This is a genomic window from Reyranella aquatilis, assembly GCF_020880995.1.
In the GTDB taxonomy this organism is placed as follows: domain Bacteria; phylum Pseudomonadota; class Alphaproteobacteria; order Reyranellales; family Reyranellaceae; genus Reyranella; species Reyranella aquatilis.
On the sequence record NZ_JAJISD010000001.1, the window covers coordinates 843,074 to 861,031 of the forward strand.

The 17,958-nt window shown below is 66.3% G+C and carries 19 protein-coding genes and 1 other RNA gene; 2 read left to right on the forward strand and 18 right to left on the reverse strand.

Annotated elements, in window-relative coordinates:
- Positions 1-34: 34 nt before the first annotated feature.
- From LJ725_RS04125 to LJ725_RS04185, 13 genes are all read right to left on the reverse strand, one after another.
- Entirely contained in the window at positions 35-991 is a 957-nt protein-coding gene (locus tag LJ725_RS04125; protein ID WP_230549339.1) for a hypothetical protein, read from the reverse strand.
- 19 nt (positions 992-1,010) lie between these two features.
- Entirely contained in the window at positions 1,011-1,556 is a 546-nt protein-coding gene (tolR, locus tag LJ725_RS04130; RefSeq protein ID WP_230549340.1) for a protein TolR, read from the reverse strand.
- Positions 1,556-2,290 carry a protein TolQ gene (gene tolQ, locus LJ725_RS04135; RefSeq protein ID WP_230549341.1) on the reverse strand — a complete coding sequence of 245 codons (735 nt, stop codon included), beginning with the start codon at positions 2,288-2,290 and terminating at the stop codon, positions 1,556-1,558. The genes tolR and tolQ overlap by 1 nt, the downstream gene beginning before the upstream one ends.
- Before the next feature lie 17 nt (positions 2,291-2,307).
- Entirely contained in the window at positions 2,308-2,787 is a 480-nt protein-coding gene (gene ybgC, locus LJ725_RS04140; protein ID WP_289296536.1) for a tol-pal system-associated acyl-CoA thioesterase, read from the reverse strand.
- A complete protein-coding gene (gene ruvB / locus LJ725_RS04145) occupies positions 2,784-3,842 on the reverse strand; it encodes a Holliday junction branch migration DNA helicase RuvB (RefSeq protein WP_230549342.1) in 1,059 nt (352 codons plus the stop codon). Before ruvB ends, ybgC begins: the two co-directional genes overlap by 4 nt.
- Positions 3,839-4,453 (reverse strand): Holliday junction branch migration protein RuvA, encoded by a 615-nt coding sequence (gene ruvA / locus LJ725_RS04150; protein ID WP_230549343.1) that lies wholly within the window; start codon positions 4,451-4,453, stop codon positions 3,839-3,841. Before ruvA ends, ruvB begins: the two co-directional genes overlap by 4 nt.
- Positions 4,450-4,941, reverse strand: coding sequence for a crossover junction endodeoxyribonuclease RuvC (gene ruvC / locus LJ725_RS04155; RefSeq protein WP_230549344.1), 492 nt, complete (start codon positions 4,939-4,941; stop codon positions 4,450-4,452). The genes ruvA and ruvC overlap by 4 nt, the downstream gene beginning before the upstream one ends.
- Positions 4,942-4,951: 10 nt before the next feature.
- On the reverse strand, positions 4,952-5,710 hold the full coding sequence (locus LJ725_RS04160) for a YebC/PmpR family DNA-binding transcriptional regulator (protein ID WP_230549345.1): 759 nt from the start codon (positions 5,708-5,710) through the stop codon (positions 4,952-4,954).
- 301 nt (positions 5,711-6,011) lie between these two features.
- A complete protein-coding gene (locus tag LJ725_RS04165) occupies positions 6,012-6,818 on the reverse strand; it encodes a TIGR00282 family metallophosphoesterase (protein ID WP_230549346.1) in 807 nt (268 codons plus the stop codon).
- Between the two features lie 3 nt (positions 6,819-6,821).
- Positions 6,822-7,397 (reverse strand): 5-formyltetrahydrofolate cyclo-ligase, encoded by a 576-nt coding sequence (locus tag LJ725_RS04170; RefSeq protein ID WP_230549347.1) that lies wholly within the window; start codon positions 7,395-7,397, stop codon positions 6,822-6,824.
- A 25-nt stretch (positions 7,398-7,422) separates the two neighbouring features.
- Positions 7,423-7,579, reverse strand: a non-coding RNA gene (ssrS, locus tag LJ725_RS04175) — 6S RNA.
- 58 nt (positions 7,580-7,637) lie between these two features.
- The gene (locus LJ725_RS04180; protein ID WP_230549348.1) at positions 7,638-7,970 is read right to left on the reverse strand and encodes a cell division protein ZapA; all 333 of its coding nucleotides are present in this window, start codon (positions 7,968-7,970) and stop codon (positions 7,638-7,640) included.
- A 114-nt stretch (positions 7,971-8,084) separates the two neighbouring features.
- The gene (locus LJ725_RS04185; protein WP_230549349.1) at positions 8,085-8,318 is read right to left on the reverse strand and encodes a hypothetical protein; all 234 of its coding nucleotides are present in this window, start codon (positions 8,316-8,318) and stop codon (positions 8,085-8,087) included.
- 215 nt (positions 8,319-8,533) lie between these two features.
- Here LJ725_RS04185 and tkt point away from each other — a divergent pair, with 215 nt between their 5' ends.
- Together tkt and gap are read left to right on the forward strand one after the other, a co-directional pair.
- Positions 8,534-10,522 carry a transketolase gene (gene tkt, locus LJ725_RS04190; RefSeq protein WP_230549350.1) on the forward strand — a complete coding sequence of 663 codons (1,989 nt, stop codon included), beginning with the start codon at positions 8,534-8,536 and terminating at the stop codon, positions 10,520-10,522.
- Between the two features lie 14 nt (positions 10,523-10,536).
- Complete coding sequence (gap, locus tag LJ725_RS04195; RefSeq protein ID WP_230549351.1) at positions 10,537-11,541, forward strand: type I glyceraldehyde-3-phosphate dehydrogenase; 1,005 nt, start codon at positions 10,537-10,539, stop codon at positions 11,539-11,541.
- 81 nt (positions 11,542-11,622) lie between these two features.
- Here gap and LJ725_RS04200 read toward each other — a convergent pair whose 3' ends face one another.
- From LJ725_RS04200 to LJ725_RS04220, 5 genes are read right to left on the reverse strand one after another with little or no spacing between them, the layout of a single operon-like run.
- Positions 11,623-12,603, reverse strand: coding sequence for an ABC transporter substrate-binding protein (locus LJ725_RS04200; RefSeq protein WP_230549352.1), 981 nt, complete (start codon positions 12,601-12,603; stop codon positions 11,623-11,625).
- Positions 12,604-12,606: 3 nt separating this feature from the next.
- Positions 12,607-13,725 (reverse strand): adenylate/guanylate cyclase domain-containing protein, encoded by a 1,119-nt coding sequence (locus LJ725_RS04205; RefSeq protein WP_230549353.1) that lies wholly within the window; start codon positions 13,723-13,725, stop codon positions 12,607-12,609.
- A 3-nt stretch (positions 13,726-13,728) separates the two neighbouring features.
- Entirely contained in the window at positions 13,729-14,094 is a 366-nt protein-coding gene (locus LJ725_RS04210; protein ID WP_230549354.1) for a response regulator, read from the reverse strand.
- The gene (locus LJ725_RS04215) at positions 14,091-16,943 is read right to left on the reverse strand and encodes an ATP-binding protein (protein WP_230549355.1); all 2,853 of its coding nucleotides are present in this window, start codon (positions 16,941-16,943) and stop codon (positions 14,091-14,093) included. Before LJ725_RS04215 ends, LJ725_RS04210 begins: the two co-directional genes overlap by 4 nt.
- Positions 16,940-17,881 (reverse strand): ABC transporter substrate-binding protein, encoded by a 942-nt coding sequence (locus LJ725_RS04220; protein WP_230549356.1) that lies wholly within the window; start codon positions 17,879-17,881, stop codon positions 16,940-16,942. The genes LJ725_RS04215 and LJ725_RS04220 overlap by 4 nt, the downstream gene beginning before the upstream one ends.
- Positions 17,882-17,958: the final 77 nt, after the last annotated feature.

The following is a 17,958-nucleotide window of genomic DNA, read 5'->3' on the forward strand; positions in this document are numbered from 1 at the left end:
TCTTCATCTCAAGGTTTCTATAGGGTGGAGGGGCCTAGTAGTCGCGTGGGTCGAAATTGAAGGTGATGGTCTTCCAGCTGGTGAACTTTTCTGGCGAAAGCGGCCAAGGCTGGCAACGCGGATTCATGATTGCACGGTGGGCGGCGTCGGCGGCGGCGCGATAGACCGGATCGCTATTGTAGCGGCCGGGATCGCGCAGTTCAGCCTTCACCGGTGTGCCGTTCTGGTTCATTTCCACGACGAGCGTAATGATCATCGCTTGGTCACGGGCACCGCCCTGCGTATTCCAGCAAGGCCGGATCTTCTGGCGCACACCCTCGATCTCGCTGGCCGTTACCACGGCGGCAAGGTTGGGCGCGGCCGGGGCCTGGCGCGTGACCTGCTGCACGGGCTTCGGCTGCTGCTCGGGTGTCTGCACCTTCGACGGCGACTGCTTGTTCTTGAGGATGTCGTCGATCATCGAATCGACGCTCTGCTTGGGCGGCGTCGGCTTCGGCGGCGGCGGCTTGGGCGGCTCAGGCTTCTTCACCTCGGGCGCAGGCTTCGGCGGCTCCGGCGGCTTCTCCACCTTCGGTGGTTCCGGCTCCTTGGGCTTCAGCGCCACGAGATCCTCGACCGGCTTCGCGGCCTCCGTCTTCGGTTTCTCCTCCGGCTTCGGCGGCGCCGGCGGCTTGGGCGGCTCGGCGACCTCGGGCGGCTTGGGAGTTGGCGGCGACGGCGGCGGCTCAGCCGACTTCGGAGGCGGCGCCTTCGTCGTCTCCTTGTCGATCGGCACGTCCTTGGGCTGCGGCGGCGGATTGCCTACCGTCGGCGCCGCGGCCTTCGCGGCAATGGCCTCGAACTCGACCATCACCGGCTCGGGTTCCATCGGCGGCGGCTTGCCGAAGAAGTCGAGGTTCAGCACCGCCGCCCCCAGCACGAAGACGTGCACCATCGCCGACACGATCGCCGGTGTGCGCATCTCGATGCTGGAAGGGTGACGCTGAGCCATCGCCTGCTTCGGATCCGTGCTAACGCCGCTGAGCAGGCGCCTGGGGTTGCGGCGTGGGCGCTCGCGGCGCGGCGGGCTGCGCCGGCGCGGCCGGGCTCACCGTCCCGCCGCCACGTCCCAGCGCCTGCGCCTGCTCGCCCAGCAGGCCGAGCTGGCGGAAGCCGCTGTCGATGACGACACCCATGACCTCCATCATCTTTCCGTAGTCGACGCTCTTGTCGCCGCGCATGAACACGCGCTGGTCGGGCTTCTCCTCATGGATCGCCTTCAGCTTGGCGCCGAGTTCGGCCACGTCATACTTGGTCTCGCCGAGGAAGACCTCCCCCTGGGAATTGACCGAGACGACCATGGGCTCGTCCTTGCCGCCGACCTGTTGCGCGCTGGTCTTCGGCAGGTCGACCGGCACGCCGACCTGCAGCAGCGGCGCCGTCACCATGAAGATGATCAGCAGCACCAGCATGACGTCGACCAACGGCGTCACGTTGATGTCCGCAATGGGGGTATAGCTGCGGCGCTTGAACTTGCCGCCGGAGCTAGCGCCGGGTGCCGGGATGATGCCCGACATCAGACCTGCTCCTCGAGCTGACGCGACAGGATCGTGATGAATTCACCCGCGAACGCCTCGAGCTGCTGCGCGTAGCGCGACACCTGCCCCGACAGGATGTTGTAGGCGCCGGCGGCGGGAATGGCGGCGACCAAGCCGATCGCGGTGGCGAACAGCGCTTCCGAGATGCCGGGCGCCACCACCGCCAGCGACGTGTTCTTCGACTGCGCGATATGGCTGAAGCTGTTCATGATGCCCCATACCGTGCCGAACAGGCCCACGAAGGTGGCATTGGCGCCTACCGTGGCGAGGAAGCCCAGCCGCTTCTCGATCGCCTCCATCTCGCGCTGGATGGTGACACTCATCACCTGCTCGATGCGCTGGCGCAAAGCCGCCCGCGCGGTGGCGCTCGAGGCGAGCCCCTTGGACACCGACCGTCGCCACTCGCGCATGGCGGCCGAGAAAATGCTCGACATCGGATCGTCGGGCTTCGCACCGACGCGGTCATAGAGATCCTCGAGCGAGACGCCCGACCAGAACGTGTCCTCGAAGCTCTGGGCGCTGCGCTTGAGCGAACGGAGACGGAGAACCTTCTCGAAGATGATGGCCCACGACCAGAAAGAGGCCATCAGCAGAAGGATCATGATGGCTTTCACCACCCAGTCGGCCTGCATGAACAGGCCGTATACGGACATGTCGATAGTCCCAGTGCCGCCGCCGAGGGGGGCTCCGGCGACCTGCGCAAACGCGTCCATTTATGTTCTCCGTTGGTTCAAGAGGGTTGTATCCGAATATGGCGTGAGCGGGGCGAACCGCTCACCGCAACCTGGGCCAGGGCAGTCCGCACGAGCGGCGGCAATCGGACAGGCCGACCGCCCTCGCCCATGCAGGCGACGACGAGTTCGGCTCGAACCAGGATCTCTTCACCGCGGCGCGCATGCTGGAGCATGTCCAGCGAGGCGCCGCGCAATTCCCCGCAGGCCGTGACGATTTCGATCGTATCGTCCAGCCGGGCGGGCTTCAGGTAGTCGATGGCGCAGCGGCGCACCACCCAGTTGACGCCACGTTCCTCGCGCAGTGCCGTATGCTGCTGCCCAAGAAGCCGCAGGAGTTCGGTGCGGCCACGCTCGAGAAAACGCAGCCAGTTCGCGTAATAGACGATGCCGGCGGCATCGGTGTCTTCATAGTAGACGCGCAGCGGCAGCACGTGGGTGCCGGCGTCGATGCGGCCCGAGGTCGGCCCCGCGGTCATGCCTCCTCCGCCGGGCCGCCGCCCACCAGCAGATCGAGCTGCTGCTTCTGGCCCTTCGGAATCGACAGGCCGAGATGGCGGTACCCGCCTTCCGACAGCAACCGGCCGCGCGGGGTGCGCATCAAGAGCCCGAGTTGCATCAGGTAGGGCTCGATCACGTCTTCGATGACGTCGCGCTGTTCCGCGAGCGCCGCCGCCAGCGTCTCGGCGCCCACGGGGCCGCCGCCGTAATTCTCGGCGATGCAGGCGAGGTAGCGGCGGTCCATGGCGTCGAGACCGCGGTCGTCGACCTCCAGGCGCGTCAGGGCCGCATCGGCGATCCTGGCATCGACACCGGCATTTCCCGCGACGGCGGCGAAATCCCGGACCCGGCGCAGCAACCGGTTCGCGACACGGGGCGTCCCGCGCGAGCGTTTGGCGATCTCGGCGCTGCCGTCCGGAGCCAGTGACATCTTCAGGACACGTGCGGCGCGCTGCACGATCGTCTCGAGTTCGTCCGGCGTATAGAAGATCATGCGCAGCGGGATGCCGAAGCGCTCGCGCAGCGGCCGCGTCATCAAGCCCGAACGTGTCGTGGCCCCGACCAGGGTGAACGGCGGCAGCTCGATGCGCACCGAGCGTGCAGCGGGTCCCTCGCCGATCATCAGGTCGAGCTGGAAGTCCTCCATCGCGGGATAGAGAACTTCCTCGATTGCAGGATTGAGACGATGGATCTCGTCGATGAACAGCACATCGTGCGGCTGTAGATTCGTCAGCTGCGCCGCGAGATCGCCGGCCTTCTGGATCACCGGGCCGGAGGTCGCGCGGAATCCAACGCCCATCTCGCGGGCAACGATTTGGGCCATCGTGGTCTTGCCGAGGCCGGGCGGGCCATGCAGCAGCACGTGGTCCAGCGCCTCGCCGCGCCCCTTGGCGGCGGCAATGAAGATCTTGAGGTTCTCCCGGACCTGCTTCTGGCCGATGAAATCGTCGAGGGTCTGCGGACGCAGGGCGAGTTCCGCGGCATCCTCCTCGGCGCGCTTGCCGGTCACCAGGCGCTCGGGGGCGGCGTTCATCGCGCCAGCTCCTGCAGGCCCGCCCGGATCACGGCGTCGAGCTTGGCCTCGGCTCCGAGACGCTGGGTGACGCGGGCGACCGCGCCGAAGGCCTCGACGCGCTTGTAGCCAAGGTTGACGAGGGCGGAGATGGCGTCCTCGTTGATCGAACCGGCAGCCGCGACCGGCACGCCCGTCTTGCTTTCCGACACGGGCGCCGCCGCGATGCCGAAGGCGGCGGCCTTGTCCTTCAGTTCGGTCGCGAGCCGTGCGGCCAGCTTCGGACCGACACCGGCCGGCCGCGAGAGCGTGCCCTTGTCCTGCGCGGCGATGGCGCGCGCGATCTCGTCCGGCGACAGGGTCGAGAGGATCGACAGGGCCACGCGGGCTCCCACGCCCTGCACCGTCGTGAGGATGCGGAACCAGTCGCGCTCGGCGGTGTCCAGGAAGCCGTACAGAGAGATCGCGTCCTCGCGCACGATCGTCTCGACCAGCATGGTGGCCTGCCCGCCGACCGCCAGATCGCGCAGCGTACGCGCCGACGCCGACACGAGATAGCCGACGCCGCCCACGTCGATGACGGCGCTGTCGGTGTCGACCGAGTCGACGAGCCCCTTCAGCTTGGCGATCACAGGGCAGCCTCGATGCGCCGCGCCGTGGCGCGGTGATGGGCATGGCAGATGGCGACGGCCAGGGCGTCGGCCGCGTCGGCCCTGGCATCGACACCGGGCAGCAGCCGGCTCACCATCATGGCGATCTGATTCTTGTCGGCGTGGCCCGCGCCGACCACCGATTTCTTCACCAGGTTCGCGGAATACTCGAATACTTTGAGGCCCGCGCGCGCCGGCGCCAGCATGACCACGCCGCGCGCCTGGCCGAGCTTCAGGGTCGAACCGGGATTGACGTTCACGAAGGTCTCCTCGACCGCGGCCTCGATCGGGCGCTGCGCTTCGATGACGCCGGCGACGCCGTCGAACAACTCTCTCAGCCGCTCCGCCAGCGTGCCCGACGTGGCGACTTTCACGACACCGTGCGCCACATGGCGCAGCCGATTGCCCTCGACCTCGATCACACCCCAGCCGGTCAACCGCAGACCGGGGTCGAGGCCGATCAATCTCATCCCGCCCGGCTCAGGCCGCGAACTTCGCGAGCGCGTCGTCCGAAACCTCGAAGTTGGCGTAGACATTCTGGACGTCGTCGTTGTCTTCAAGCGCGGCGATCAGATCGAGCAGGGTCTGCACCGTCTCACCCTCGATCGGCGCCCCGGTCTTCGGACGCCAGGTCAGCTTGGCGACGCTGGGCTGCCCGAGCGACTTCTCCAGCGCCTCGCGCACCAGATTGAAATCGTCCTGCGCGCAGTAGATCTCGTGGACCGCGCCCTCACCCTCGCCGCTCACCACGTCGTCGGCACCGGCCTCAATCGCCTTCTCCATCACCTCGTCGGCCGTGCCGACGCTGAGCGGGAAGCGGAACTCGCCCAGCCGGTCAAACATGAACGACACGCTGTTGGACTCCCCCAGGTTGCCGCCGTGCTTGGAGAAGATCGAGCGGACCTCGCCTGCGGTACGGTTGCGGTTGTTGGTCAGCGCCTCGACGATCACGGCGACGCCCGCCGGGCCGTAGCCCTCGTAGCGCACCTCGTCGTAGTTCGCGTCCGCGTCCGGTCCCGAACCGCGCTTGATCGCGCGGTCGATTGTGTCGCGGGTCATGTTGGCATCGCGGGCGGCGATCACGGCGGCGCGCAGGCGCGGGTTCGAGGCGGGATCGGCGGCGCCCAGCCGGGCGGCTGTCGTGATCTCGCGGATCAGCTTGGTGAAGATCTTGGCCCGCACGGCGTCCTGACGCCCCTTGCGGTGCATGATGTTCTTGAATTGGGAATGCCCCGCCATCGCCGACAACCAGATTAGGTAACGAGAAGAGCCGCCTATACCACTTCTCGTGGGTTTTGGCAGGCTAGAGACGTCCCAACGGCCCATCGGGACAAAAAAAGGCGGGGGCCGAAGCCCCCGCTAAAAAACGTCGGAACCTTGATTCCGACGCCCCCTCTAACCTAGAAGACCGTTCGCCCAAGATGGCGAAAAACTCTTTAACTTCAAAAGGATGCCGGTTTTTCCCCAGGCCGTCAACGACGCTTTTCAAGCCACTCCTAATAGGTGTGCAGGGTGCGTGCCGGATACCAGATACGGGAAATCAGGCGGTCTGAGCCAGGCGCCCCCCCACCCTGACCGGGCGGATCGACTTCGCCAGCCCCGTTCGGTCGTCGGTTTCGACAACCGCCGCGCACAAAGTCCCCTCGCCCTCAGCAGGCGAGAGCCGCTCACCCGGCATTTTCCGGATGAACCGCTGCATCGCGACTTCCTTTTTCATGCCGATCACGCTGTCATAGTCGCCGCACATCCCGACGTCGGTCTGGTAGGCCGTGCCGCCCGGCAGCACCCAGCCATCGGCCGTCGGCACGTGGCTGTGGCTGCCCAGCACCGCCGAGGCCCGGCCGTCGCAGAAATGACCGATCGACTGCTTCTCGCTGGTCGCCTCGCCATGGACGTCGACCAGAATCAGCTGGGCCCCACGCCCCAATGCGTACTTCGAGAGTTCTGCGTCGAGCGCCCGGAAAGGATCGTCGAGCGCGTCCATGAACAGGCGGCACATCACATTGATCACGACGACCTTCTGGCCACGCGGGGTCTGGAACAGATTGGCGCCCCACCCCGGCGTGCCGGGCGGGAAATTGATCGGCCGCAACAGACGTTTGTCCTGCGCGATGTAGGGGATGATCTCGCGCTGGTCCCAGGCGTGGTTGCCGGTGGTGATGCAGTCTACGCCCGCCTCGTGCAGCTCTGCACAGATCTTTGCAGTGATCCCGAAGCCGGCCGCCGCGTTCTCGCCGTTCACCACGACGAAATCGAGCCCGAGTTCGCGCCGCAGCCGGGGCACTTCCTTGACGACCGCGTCGCGGCCGGCGCGGCCGACGATGTCGCCGCAAAACATGATCTTCATGCGCTAGACAAAGGCGCAAGCGCGCCGGTCGGTCAACAGCCAATCAAGCCGCTGGTCGTCGGCGCCATGCGGGACCTCCGGCACGAGTTGCAGGTCGAACCCGACGCCGATTGCCGTCACGCTGCGGCGGCTGCGCAGGTCCGCGAGCGTGCGATCGTAGAAGCCGCCGCCATAGCCCAGCCGCCACCCCTCGCCGTCGCAGGCCAGCATCGGCACGAGCAGCGCATCCGGTTCGCGGGTTTCCGACGAAGCCGGCGGCTGCAAGGTACCGAACACGCCCGCCTCCAGCGGCTCGCCCGGTCGCCAGGCACGAAACAACAGACGCTGCCCCCGGCCCTGTACGACCGGCAGTACCAGCTGGGCGCCCGCGTCGACCAGGGCGTCCATCAGTGGACGAACGTCGATCTCGTCCCGGATCGGCCAGAAGCCGGAAACCACAGCCGGCAGGCGGATCGGTGCTTCGAGGAAAAACAGGTCCCGCAGGCTGGCGGCGGCGGCGCGGCGCATCGATTCGCCGAGACTTTGGCGCCTGGCCGCCATGTCGGCACGCAGGGCCCGTTTGGTGTCGATCAGGGTCATACTGCGGTTGCCGGAAAGCGAGTGGGGCGGCTCCACGATGGGCCGTGATTCGTAGAACCACCAAGGCCTGCAAAAGCAGGTGGGCGTCGTGTGGCCAAGACCAGGGTCAAGGCCAGGTACAACTCCCAGGAGTTCTTATTGGCCCCGGGGTTTTAAGCGAACTACGCGCCGCGCAGAAATCCGCCCCACCCCTATCTAAGCACTCGGACCGGCCACCGCAATGCGCGCCGCCGTTCCGTTTCAGGCGGCGCCGCTCACCTTCTTGGACATCTTGTCGACACGCGCCGTAATCAGGTCCTCGAGCGCGGTGGCGAGCGTCTCGGCGCTGTCGGTGGCGGTCGCACGCGCGGTTTCCGCGGCCTTGGCGGCGCCGCGCGCTTCACGGCTTTCCTCGGCCAGCAGAAGCGATGCGAAGACGAGAAGCTTGAATTCGGGAGTACCCGGCAGCTGGCGACGAAGATCCGTCACCTTCTCATCGACGTACGCGGCCAACTCCTGGACGCGCGCTTCTTCGCCGTCGCCACAGGCGAGTTCATAGGTGCGGCCGGCGATCTGAACCGAAACTTGCGGCATTTTCCGCTTCTCCTGCTTTTTGCGCCTTACCCGGCGTCCGAGGGGACATGCACTTTGCCATGCCGGCAGCGGCCACGCACGTCCGGGCTGGGGAGTAAATCCGACGTCAGGGTGTCAGGACTGATCGGCGGCGAGCAGCGAGCGGATGTATTCCATCGCCCGTTCGAGACGGGCTTCGACTTCCACGGCCACACGCTTCAGCTCTTCATGCTCGGCTTCGACCTTCGCGAGCCGTGCGGCGAGGGCTTCCGAGTGCTCCCGTTCGATGCGCAGGCGCTCGTCGACCATCGACTCGAGCCGGCTGAGTGCGCTGTCGACACGGTCCTTTGCGGTGGCTGCCCTGGACATTGCTCCCCCGACAGCGGATCGCCGTTCAGAGACCGGCTGAATCTGCTCCATCGACCGAGGATAAGAGGTGTGCCTGTGAGCGGTCAACATCTTGCCCCGGAAGCGGCTGAAAGACCTCAATATGTTGGCCTTCCCACCGGTTTTGCGCATTGACGCGCCAATGGGTGGTCGTCATGTTGCGCGCCATTCGAAAAACCACACGGTACAAGCCCAAAATGACCGATCAGACCGCTGCCCCGCGCGACATGGCGAACGCCATCAGGGCCTTGGCCATGGACGCCGTGCAGCAGGCGGATTCGGGGCATCCCGGCATGCCCATGGGCATGGCCGATGTGGCCACCGTCCTGTTCTCCAAGTTCCTGAAGTTCGACGCCTCCGAGCCCAACTGGCCCGATCGCGACCGCTTCATCCTGTCGGCCGGCCACGGCTCGATGCTGCTCTATTCGCTGCTGCATCTCACCGGCTACGCCGACATGACCCTGGACGAGCTGAAGAAGTTCCGCCAGCTCGGCGCCCGCACCGCGGGCCATCCCGAATACGGCCATGCGAGCGGCATCGAGACGACGACCGGCCCGCTCGGCCAGGGCCTCGGCAACTCGGTGGGCTTCGCGCTGGCCGAGCGTGCGCTCAGCGAGCGGTTCGGCCGCGATATCGTCGACCACTTCACCTACGTCATCGCCGGCGACGGCTGCCTGATGGAGGGCGTCGGCCAGGAAGCAATCACCCTGGCCGGCCATCTGGGCCTCGGCCGCCTCATCGTGCTGTTCGACGACAACGGCATCTCGATCGACGGCCCGACCTCGCTGTCGACCTCGGAAGACCACAAGAAGCGCTTCGCCGCCGCCGGCTGGCACGTGCTTTCGGTCGATGGCCACGACGCCGAGGCCGTCACCCGCGCCATCCGCAAGGCGCGCAACGTCACCGACAAGCCCTCGCTGATCGCCTGCAAGACGGTGATCGGCTACGGCGCCCCGACCAAGGCCGGCACCGCCGCCACGCACGGCTCGCCGCTGGGCAAGGACGAGATCGCCGGCGCCCGCGCCAAGCTCGGCTGGAACCACGGCCCGTTCGACATCCCCGAGGCGATCTTCTCGGCCTGGCGCAAGATCGGCGCCCGCGGCAAGTCCGCCCGCCGCAAGTGGAACAAGAACCTCGCCGCCATGGCGCCCGAGGATCGCGCCGAGTTCGACCGCCGCCAGAAGGGCGACCTGCCCCCGGCCGTCGGCGAGGCGATCGCCGCCTTCAAGGCGAAGCTCGCCAGCGACAAGCCGTCCTGGGCCACGCGCAAGTCGAGCCAGGAGGCGCTCGAGGTCATCAACCCGGTGCTGCCCGACACGATCGGCGGCTCGGCCGACCTGACCGGCTCCAACAACACCAAGACGGCCACGCTCAAGGGCGCCTCGCGCACCGATACTGCCGGCCGCTACATCTATTACGGCATCCGCGAGCACGCGATGGCCGCGGCCATGAACGGGATGGCGCTGCATGGGGGTGTGATTCCCTATGGGGGCACCTTCATGGTGTTCACCGATTACTGCCGTCCCTCGATCCGCCTCTCGGCGCTGATGGGCGTCCGGGTGATCTACGTCATGACGCACGATTCGATCGGCCTCGGCGAGGACGGTCCGACCCATCAGCCGGTCGAGCACCTCCCCGCCCTGCGCGCCATTCCCAACCTTCAGGTGCTTCGTCCCGCCGACGCCATCGAGACGGCGGAATGCTGGCAGATCGCGCTGGAGGCCAAGCACGTACCGAGCGTTCTCGCGCTGACGCGCCAGAACCTGCCGACCGTGCGCGGCGCCGGCGACGAGAACCTGTGCGCCAAGGGTGCCTACATCCTGGCCGGCGACGAGTCGGCACCGATCCGCCTGATCGCATCGGGCTCGGAGGTGCAGCTCGCCCTCGCGGCGCGCGATCTCCTGGCGCAGGAAGGCAAAGCGGCAGCCGTGGTGTCGATGCCATCGTGGGAGCTGTTCGCGGCCCAGGACGACAGTTATCGCACCAAGGTCATGGGCGGCGACGGCACAGTCCGCGTGGCCTGCGAGGCCGCGACCGGCTTCGGCTGGGAGCGCTGGCTCGGTTCGAAGGGCGCATTCGTCGGCATGAAGGGCTTCGGCGCGTCCGCCAAGGCCTCGGATCTCTATAAGCATTTCGGCATCACGGCCGAGGCGATCGCTGAAGCGGTGCGCAGGCTCGCGCAATAACGGAGGGAAAGAAGATGGCTGTTCGTGTTGCAATCAACGGCTTCGGCCGCATCGGCCGCAATGTTCTGCGCGCGATCATCGAATCGGGCCGCAAGGACATCGAGGTCGTGGCGATCAACGACCTCGGTCCGGTCGAGACCAACGCCCACCTCTTCCGCTTCGACTCGGTTCACGGCCGCTTCAATGGCGAAGTGAAGGTCGCCGGCGACACGATCGACGTGGGCCGCGGCCCGATCAAGGTCACCGCCGAGCGCGATCCTTCGAAGCTGCCGCACAAGGCGATGGGCGTCGACATCGCCCTCGAATGCACCGGCATCTTCACCTCGAAGGACAAGGCCTCGGCCCACCTGACCGCCGGCGCCAAGCGCGTGCTGGTTTCCGCGCCGGCCGACAACGCCGACCTCACGGTCGTCTACGGCGTGAACCACGAAAAGCTCACCAAGGACCATATCGTCGTCTCGAACGCCTCGTGCACGACAAACTGCCTGGCCCCGGTCGCCAAGGTCCTGAACGACGCGGTCGGCATCGATCACGGCTTCATGACGACCATCCATGCCTATACCGGCGACCAGCCGACGCTCGACACGATGCACAAGGACATGTACCGCGGCCGCGCAGCGGCGCTGTCGATGATCCCGACCTCGACCGGCGCCGCCAAGGCCGTCGGCCTCGTGCTGCCGGAACTGAACGGCAAGCTCGACGGCGTCTCGATCCGCGTCCCCACGCCGAACGTCTCGGTCATCGACTTCAAGTTCGTTGCCAAGAAGAAGACGACCAAGGAAGAGATCAACGAGGCCGTGAAGCGCGCCGCCGCCAACCAGCTCAAGGGCATCCTCGGCTGGACCGACCAGCCCAACGTCTCGATCGACTTCAACCATGACAGCCACTCCTCGACCTTCCACATGGACCAGACCAAGGTCATGGAAGGCACGCTGGTTCGCGTCATGAGCTGGTACGACAACGAGTGGGGCTTCTCCAACCGCATGGCCGACACCGCCGTCGCGATGGGCAAGCTCTAAGGCAGCTCGACGCCTCTCAGTTCGAACGGGCGCCCTACGGGGCGCCCGTTTTCGTTGAGCGCCCGTCCCAGTAAGCCCGTCCTACTCGATCAGTTCGTCGGCGCGCACGAGTATGCTGGGCGGGATGATGATGCCGAGGGCCTTCGCGGTCTTGAGATTGACGGCATAGACGAACTCAGAGGGCTGCTCGATCGGCAGATCGCCGGGCGAGGCCCCCCTCAGGATCCGGTCGACGTAACTGGCCGATCTCATGAACAGCGCCTGGATGTTCACGCCGTAGGACATCAGCCCGCCGTTGCGGCACTGATCGACGGCCCCCACCAGCGGAATCCGCTGCCCGATGGCGAGGGCGGCGAGCTCCTGCGCATTGGCGCCCAGCGCGAAAACAGAATGGTCGTGCGAGATCACGGCCTGCGCCTTCCGGTCCCGCCAGGCGGCGAACGCGGCCGCGAATTCCGGCGCCCCGCGCACCTCAATCGGCATCAGCTCGATACCGAGTGCAGCCGCCGTTTCCCCCATCCTGTCGTAAATTGGTGGATTCGCCGGATGGGACTTGTAGAGGAGTACGCCTACCCGGCGCACGGCCGGATCGACTTCTCGCAGCAACTCCAGCCGCTTGGCCATGATTTCCGCGACGAAGATCGTGAGCCCCGTCACGTTGCCGCCCGGCTTCGCAATGCTCCTGGCGATGCCGACTGCCACGGGATCCGGGCCAGCCACCTGCACGATCGGAATCCGGTCTGTGAACTGGCGGGCGACCGACGCACCGGATGTATAGGTCACGATCAAGTCCACCGGGCGCTCCACGAGCTGGCGCGCCATCACCGGCAGCCGCTCGGCGTTGCCATCGGTGTACCTGTACTCGAACGCGATATTGCGCCCTTCGACGTAGCCGAGGTCTCGCAGCGCCGCCTGGAAGATATCGATGTCGCGCTTCAGCGCCGGAGCCGTGTCCGGCATCAGCATGCCGAGCCGCCACACTCTCTGGGCCGGCTGGGCCGCAGCATGTGCGGTGAGGCTTGCCGAAGCCGCGAGCGCCGCCAACAGAATACGCCGCTTCATCACCTACTCCCGCGCACCCATTTCCGGGACGATCCTGACCCCGCGCAGTCTCGCGACCGACGCCGGTCGCGCCATGCCTCGGAGTTGCCGTTCGCCAAGATCCTCGACCTCGGAGATCGCCTCGATGGCAGCCGCGAGCCGGCCACTCACCAGCACCTCGCCGTCGCTTGCCTCCGCGCACAGCCGTGCCGCCAGGTTGATCACCGCGCCGATGGCGGTGTAGTCGAAGCGATCCTCGAAACCGATACGGCCCAGCGTGGCATAGCCTTGCGCCATGCCGATGCCGAGACCCAGCCGGTGCCCCCGCTTCTGCCAGCGCGGCACGAGCGATGCCACGGCGTCACGCATCTCTATGGCCAGCCGTGCGGCACGATCGGGTGCGTCCTCGCAGGGAAGCGGATCGTTGAAGAACACGAGCATGCCGTCGCCCGTGAAACGGTCGAGCGTGCCTTCATACTTGCGGATCAGCGGCCCCACCGCGCCGTGATACTCGGCGAGGACAGCCATGATGTCCTCGGGCTCCGCGGTCTCGGAAAAGGAAGTGAAGCCGCGAAGGTCGCAGAACATCGCCACGACCTCGCGTCGGTGATTCTCCAGGATCTTCTCGTCGCCCGAAGACACGATCGCCTGTGCGAGCTGCGGCGCCAGGAAGCCGCGCAGACGACCGACGCGCTGGAGCTCGTCGACCTGCGCAGCCACCTTCGCCTCCAGCTGGCGGTTCATCTCCTGGATTTCGTCATGGAGCGCCTTGATGCGCAGCATTGCCCGCACCCGAACGATCAGCGCCGCATGGTCGACCGGCTTGGCGAGATAGTCGTCACCGCCCGCTTCGAGGCCGGCGACGACGTCCTTCGGCGTGGTCCTGGCGGTGACCATGATGACCGGGATGAACGGCAGGCTGCGATCGGCCTTGAGCCGGCGTACCACCTCCAGCCCGTCGATCCCCGGCATCATGACGTCGAGCAGAATCAGGTCCGGCTGCGCCTCATGCGCCATCGCGAGCCCCTGCTCGCCGTCCGCCGCCGTCACGATCTCATAACCCAGGCTTTCGAGACGCATCCGAAGGATCTCGACATTGTCGGGAACATCGTCGACGACGAGGATGCGGGCGGGATCGCGCATGGTTCAGCCTATGATCTCGCGGACTTTGGCCAGAAGCTGGCGCGGGCTGTAGGGCTTGGCGATGTAGGCGTCGCAACCGGCTTCACGCGTGCGGGCCTCGTCTCCCGAAAGGGCGTAGGACGTTACCGCGACCACCGGAATCGTCCGAAGCTCGGGAATGGCCTTGATGCGACGTGTCGCCTCGTAGCCATCCATCACCGGCATCTGGATGTCCATCAGGATGAGGTCCGGCCGGTGCCGTTCCGCCATGGCCACCCCCTCGGCGCCGTCATGTGCCTCGATCATTTCGTATCCGGCCATGTCGAGCAGATCGCGGAGAATCTGCCGGTTGTCCTCTGTGTCCTCGACCACCAGTATTTTTTTGCTCATTGCGCGGCACTCCCCGCAGACGGTGCCTGGATCGGCAGTGTGATCCTGAAGGTCGAACCCTTGCCTTCCTCAGACTCGACGCCGATGCGCCCGCCGTGCAATTCGACGATACGGCGCGAGATCGACAGCCCCAGTCCGGTACCGCCCTTCTTGCGCGTGCTTGAATTGTCGACCTGCTGGAACTCCTCGAAGATCTTCGCCTGATCCGCCGGTGCGATGCCGAACCCCGTATCGACGACCGATATCTCGAACATTTCTCCGATTTTCTCCGCCCGCACTTCGACGGACCCACTGTCCGTGAACTTGATGGCATTTCCCACGAGGTTGAGAAGCACCTGCGTGAGGCGGCGTGCGTCTCCAGTACCGGTTGGCAAGCCGGACGCAACGGTTGATCCGAGGACAAGTCCCTTGGCCCGCGCCAACGATTCCGTGGACGCCAGCACCGAGGCAACGACGTCGGCGACGCTGTAGGGCTCGCTCGAAAGCACAAGCTGACCCGCCTCGATCTTCGACAGGTCAAGCACGTCATTGATCAAGTCGAGCAGGTGCCGCCCGTTCTTCTGGACGCGCTCCAGAACCGCCGCCGCCTTCTCCGACACCTCGCCGTAGAGCCCGTCGGCCATCATCTCGGTGTAACCGATGATCGCATTCAGCGGCGTACGGAGTTCATGGCTCATGTTGGCGAGAAACTGAGACTTGTGCTGGCTCGCGATCTCGAGCTGGCGGCTCTTCTCCTGGATCTCCGTGAACAGCCGCACATTCTCGATGGCGATCACCGCCTGCGCGGCGAAGGTCTCCAGGAGTTCGATCTGGCGTGCCGTGAAGGGACCGGGCTCCGTCTTGCGCAGCATGATGGTTCCCGCAGGCGAACCCTCGCAAAGCATCGGAACCGCGAGCGCCGCGCGCCATCCACGTTCACGCGATATCGCGAGCGTTCCGGCAAAATCGCCTGGATCCAGGTCCGCCACGTCCGGGACATGCACGGTTTTCTCGTCGATGATCGCGCGGCCGCTGACATTGCTGCGGTCGATCGCACGACGTCGACCGATCTCGGCATGCAGGGCACCGTCATGCGCCGCCGTAACCAGTTGGTCGCCCTCGCGCAGGTCGATCATCACGTCGGAGGCACCGCAGAATCGCAGCGCAGACTCGGCAACGACCTTGAGGACCGGCTTCACATCCGTGGGCGACTGGGAGATCACGCGCAGCACATCGGCCGTCGCGGTCTGCTGCTCCAGGGCCTCGCGCAGCTCAGAGAAAAGTCGCGCATTCTCGATGGCGATCACGCCCTGCGCGGCGAAAGTTTCGAGCAACTCGACCTGCCGCGGCGTGAAGGCGCCCGGCTCCGTCTTGCGAAGCACGATGCAGCCGATCGCGGCACCCTCCCTCAACATGGGTGCCACCAGGTTCGCTCGCCACTTGTGGCGATGCGCCATCGCGATCGCCGCCGCGAATTCGACCGGGTCGAGTGCATCGATATCCGGCGTGTGCACGGTCTGGCCGTCGACGATGGCGCGCCCTGTGGTGCTGGCCCTATCGAGGGGGCGTCGTTCACCCACCCAGGCCGACAAAGGACCGTCATGAGCGGCACCGACCAGCTCTTCGCCATCGCGCAAAACGATCGCCGCATCGGAGGCGCCGCAGAAGCGGCGTGCCGCCGCCACCACGACATCGAGGACGGGCCGCACGTCGGTCGGGGACTTCGAAATGGCCCTCAGTATCTCCGAAGTCGCCGTCTGCTGCTCGAGAGATTCGCTTAGTTCCCGCGTCCGATCTTCGACACGGTTCTCCAGCGTCGCGTAGGAATCCTCCAGTGCCTCGGCGGTCCTGTTGAACTGATTTGCGAGTGCCTCGAGTTCGTCTCCGGTGCGGATGTCGAGCCGGTGGTGGAGTTCGCCGCTGCCGATCCGCTGGGCACCGGCCCGCAGGGCGCGGATCGGCACCACCATGCGTCGCGCCAGCAGCGCCGCGGCGAGCGCTGCAATGATCAGACCGAGCACAAGCAGCGCCAGCGCGCGCAGTCCGGCATTGATCGCCGGCAGTTCCGCTTCCGACGTCGGAAGCTCCACGAAGACGATCCACCCGAGCGCCGGGATGGACGCATGGGCAGAGAGGACGGAGACACCCGAAAGGTTGCGCGTATCCAGGGCCGCCCCCGCGTCCCGGTCACGCAATGCCGCGGCGACCTGCGGAAGCCCCTTCATCTCGGTACCCCTCAGCACCAGGGAGATGTCGGGGTGCGCGACCAGCCGGCCCAACCTGTCGACGACGTAGGCATACCCGTCGCGGCCGACCTTGATCTGCGAGACGACGTCCCAGATGAGCTTGAGGTTTACCTCGGCGACCGTGACTCCGCCGCGAGCGCCGTGGCTCACGGCCATGGTGAAGTAGGGCTCGCTGCCCTGCCGGAAATACACGGGGCCGAAATAGACTTTGTGGGCCATGGCTCCGACGAAGGCAGCCTCGGCCGAACGGTCGGTACCGGCCCCGACCACGTCCATCGCGAGGCGCGAAACGCTGAGTTGCTCGCGTCCCTCGCGGTCGAGTTGCACCAGTTCGGTGATCGCCGGCACCTGGCGCATCAGCCGGACATAGTCGAACCGCCGCTGGTCGGCCGGGAGGGACGCCCATTGGGCCTGGGCGACCCAGCCAATCTGCCGCTCTATCTCCCGAACGAAGGATTCGATCCGCTGCGCTGCGGCCTCGGCCTTCTCACGCTGGACCTCGATCGAGGCGCGGCGGTTCTCCTGGTACACGAAGTAGAGGTCGAGCGCGGCGTTTATGACCAGAACGCCACCAACGAGGCCCACGAACAGTACGACGTACTTGAGAAAGAGGCCCCGCTTCACTCGATGACCTCATCGACGCGCGCAAGGAAGAGCGGCGGCAAGTCGATGCCGAGCGCCTTGGCGGTCTTCTGGTTTACGACCAGCTCGAAGCGCGACGATTGCTGAACCGGCAGATCGGCCGGCCGGGCACCCTTCAGGATACGATCGACGTATCCCGCAACCGCCCGCATGTTGTCGGCCTGACTGGCCCCGTAGGCCATGAGGCCCCCCGCCGCCGCGAATTCCCGACGAAAGGAAACCGCCGGCAGCCGGTTGCGAAGGGCGAGTTCAGCCGTGCGTTCGAACCCCAGACTGGGCTGCACCATCACCCCCGCCACGCCCGCCCGCGCGGCCGCCTCGAAGGCATCCGTCAGATCGCCGGGCGCGTCGACCGGTATGGGAAGCAGTCCGATGCCCTGCGCGGCTGCGGACGCCTCCACCTCCCGGCGCAAGGACACGCTGAATGGATCGCGATTATTCAGCACGAGGCCGAAAAGGCGCGTCTCGCGCCGGATTTCGGCGAACAGCTGGAGGCCTTTCGCGGCCACCGCCGCGCTGGGACTGAACACCCCCGTGAGGTTGCCTTCCGGCCGGGCGACGTTGCTGATCCCGCCGATCTCGGGCGCCGCCCCAAAGAAGACGATGGGGATATCCTGTGTAGCCTTACGTGCCGCCACGATCGCCTGCGACAGAACCGCGACGACGACATCGGGCTGCGCTGCAACGAGAGACTGGGCAAGCGAGTCGATGGCGCCACTGTTTACCCCGGCATCGCGAAAGTCGAAGAAGACCGTCCGGCCTTCGACGTAGCCCAGCTCGGACATGGCCGTGCGGAACGGCAGCCAGCTCGGGCCGGCTTCCCCGGACACGAGGAAGCCCACACGGGGAGGCTTCTGTGCAAGGGCCGCAGTGGAAAGGCCGGCGGCACCGAAACCCAGGAGCAGCGCGCGCCGCCTCAATCAACTCTCCTCACCCGATCGCGTCCTGATTCCGGAGGACGAGCGCAGTCTAGCGCACCGTCCTCCACGGTCCAGAG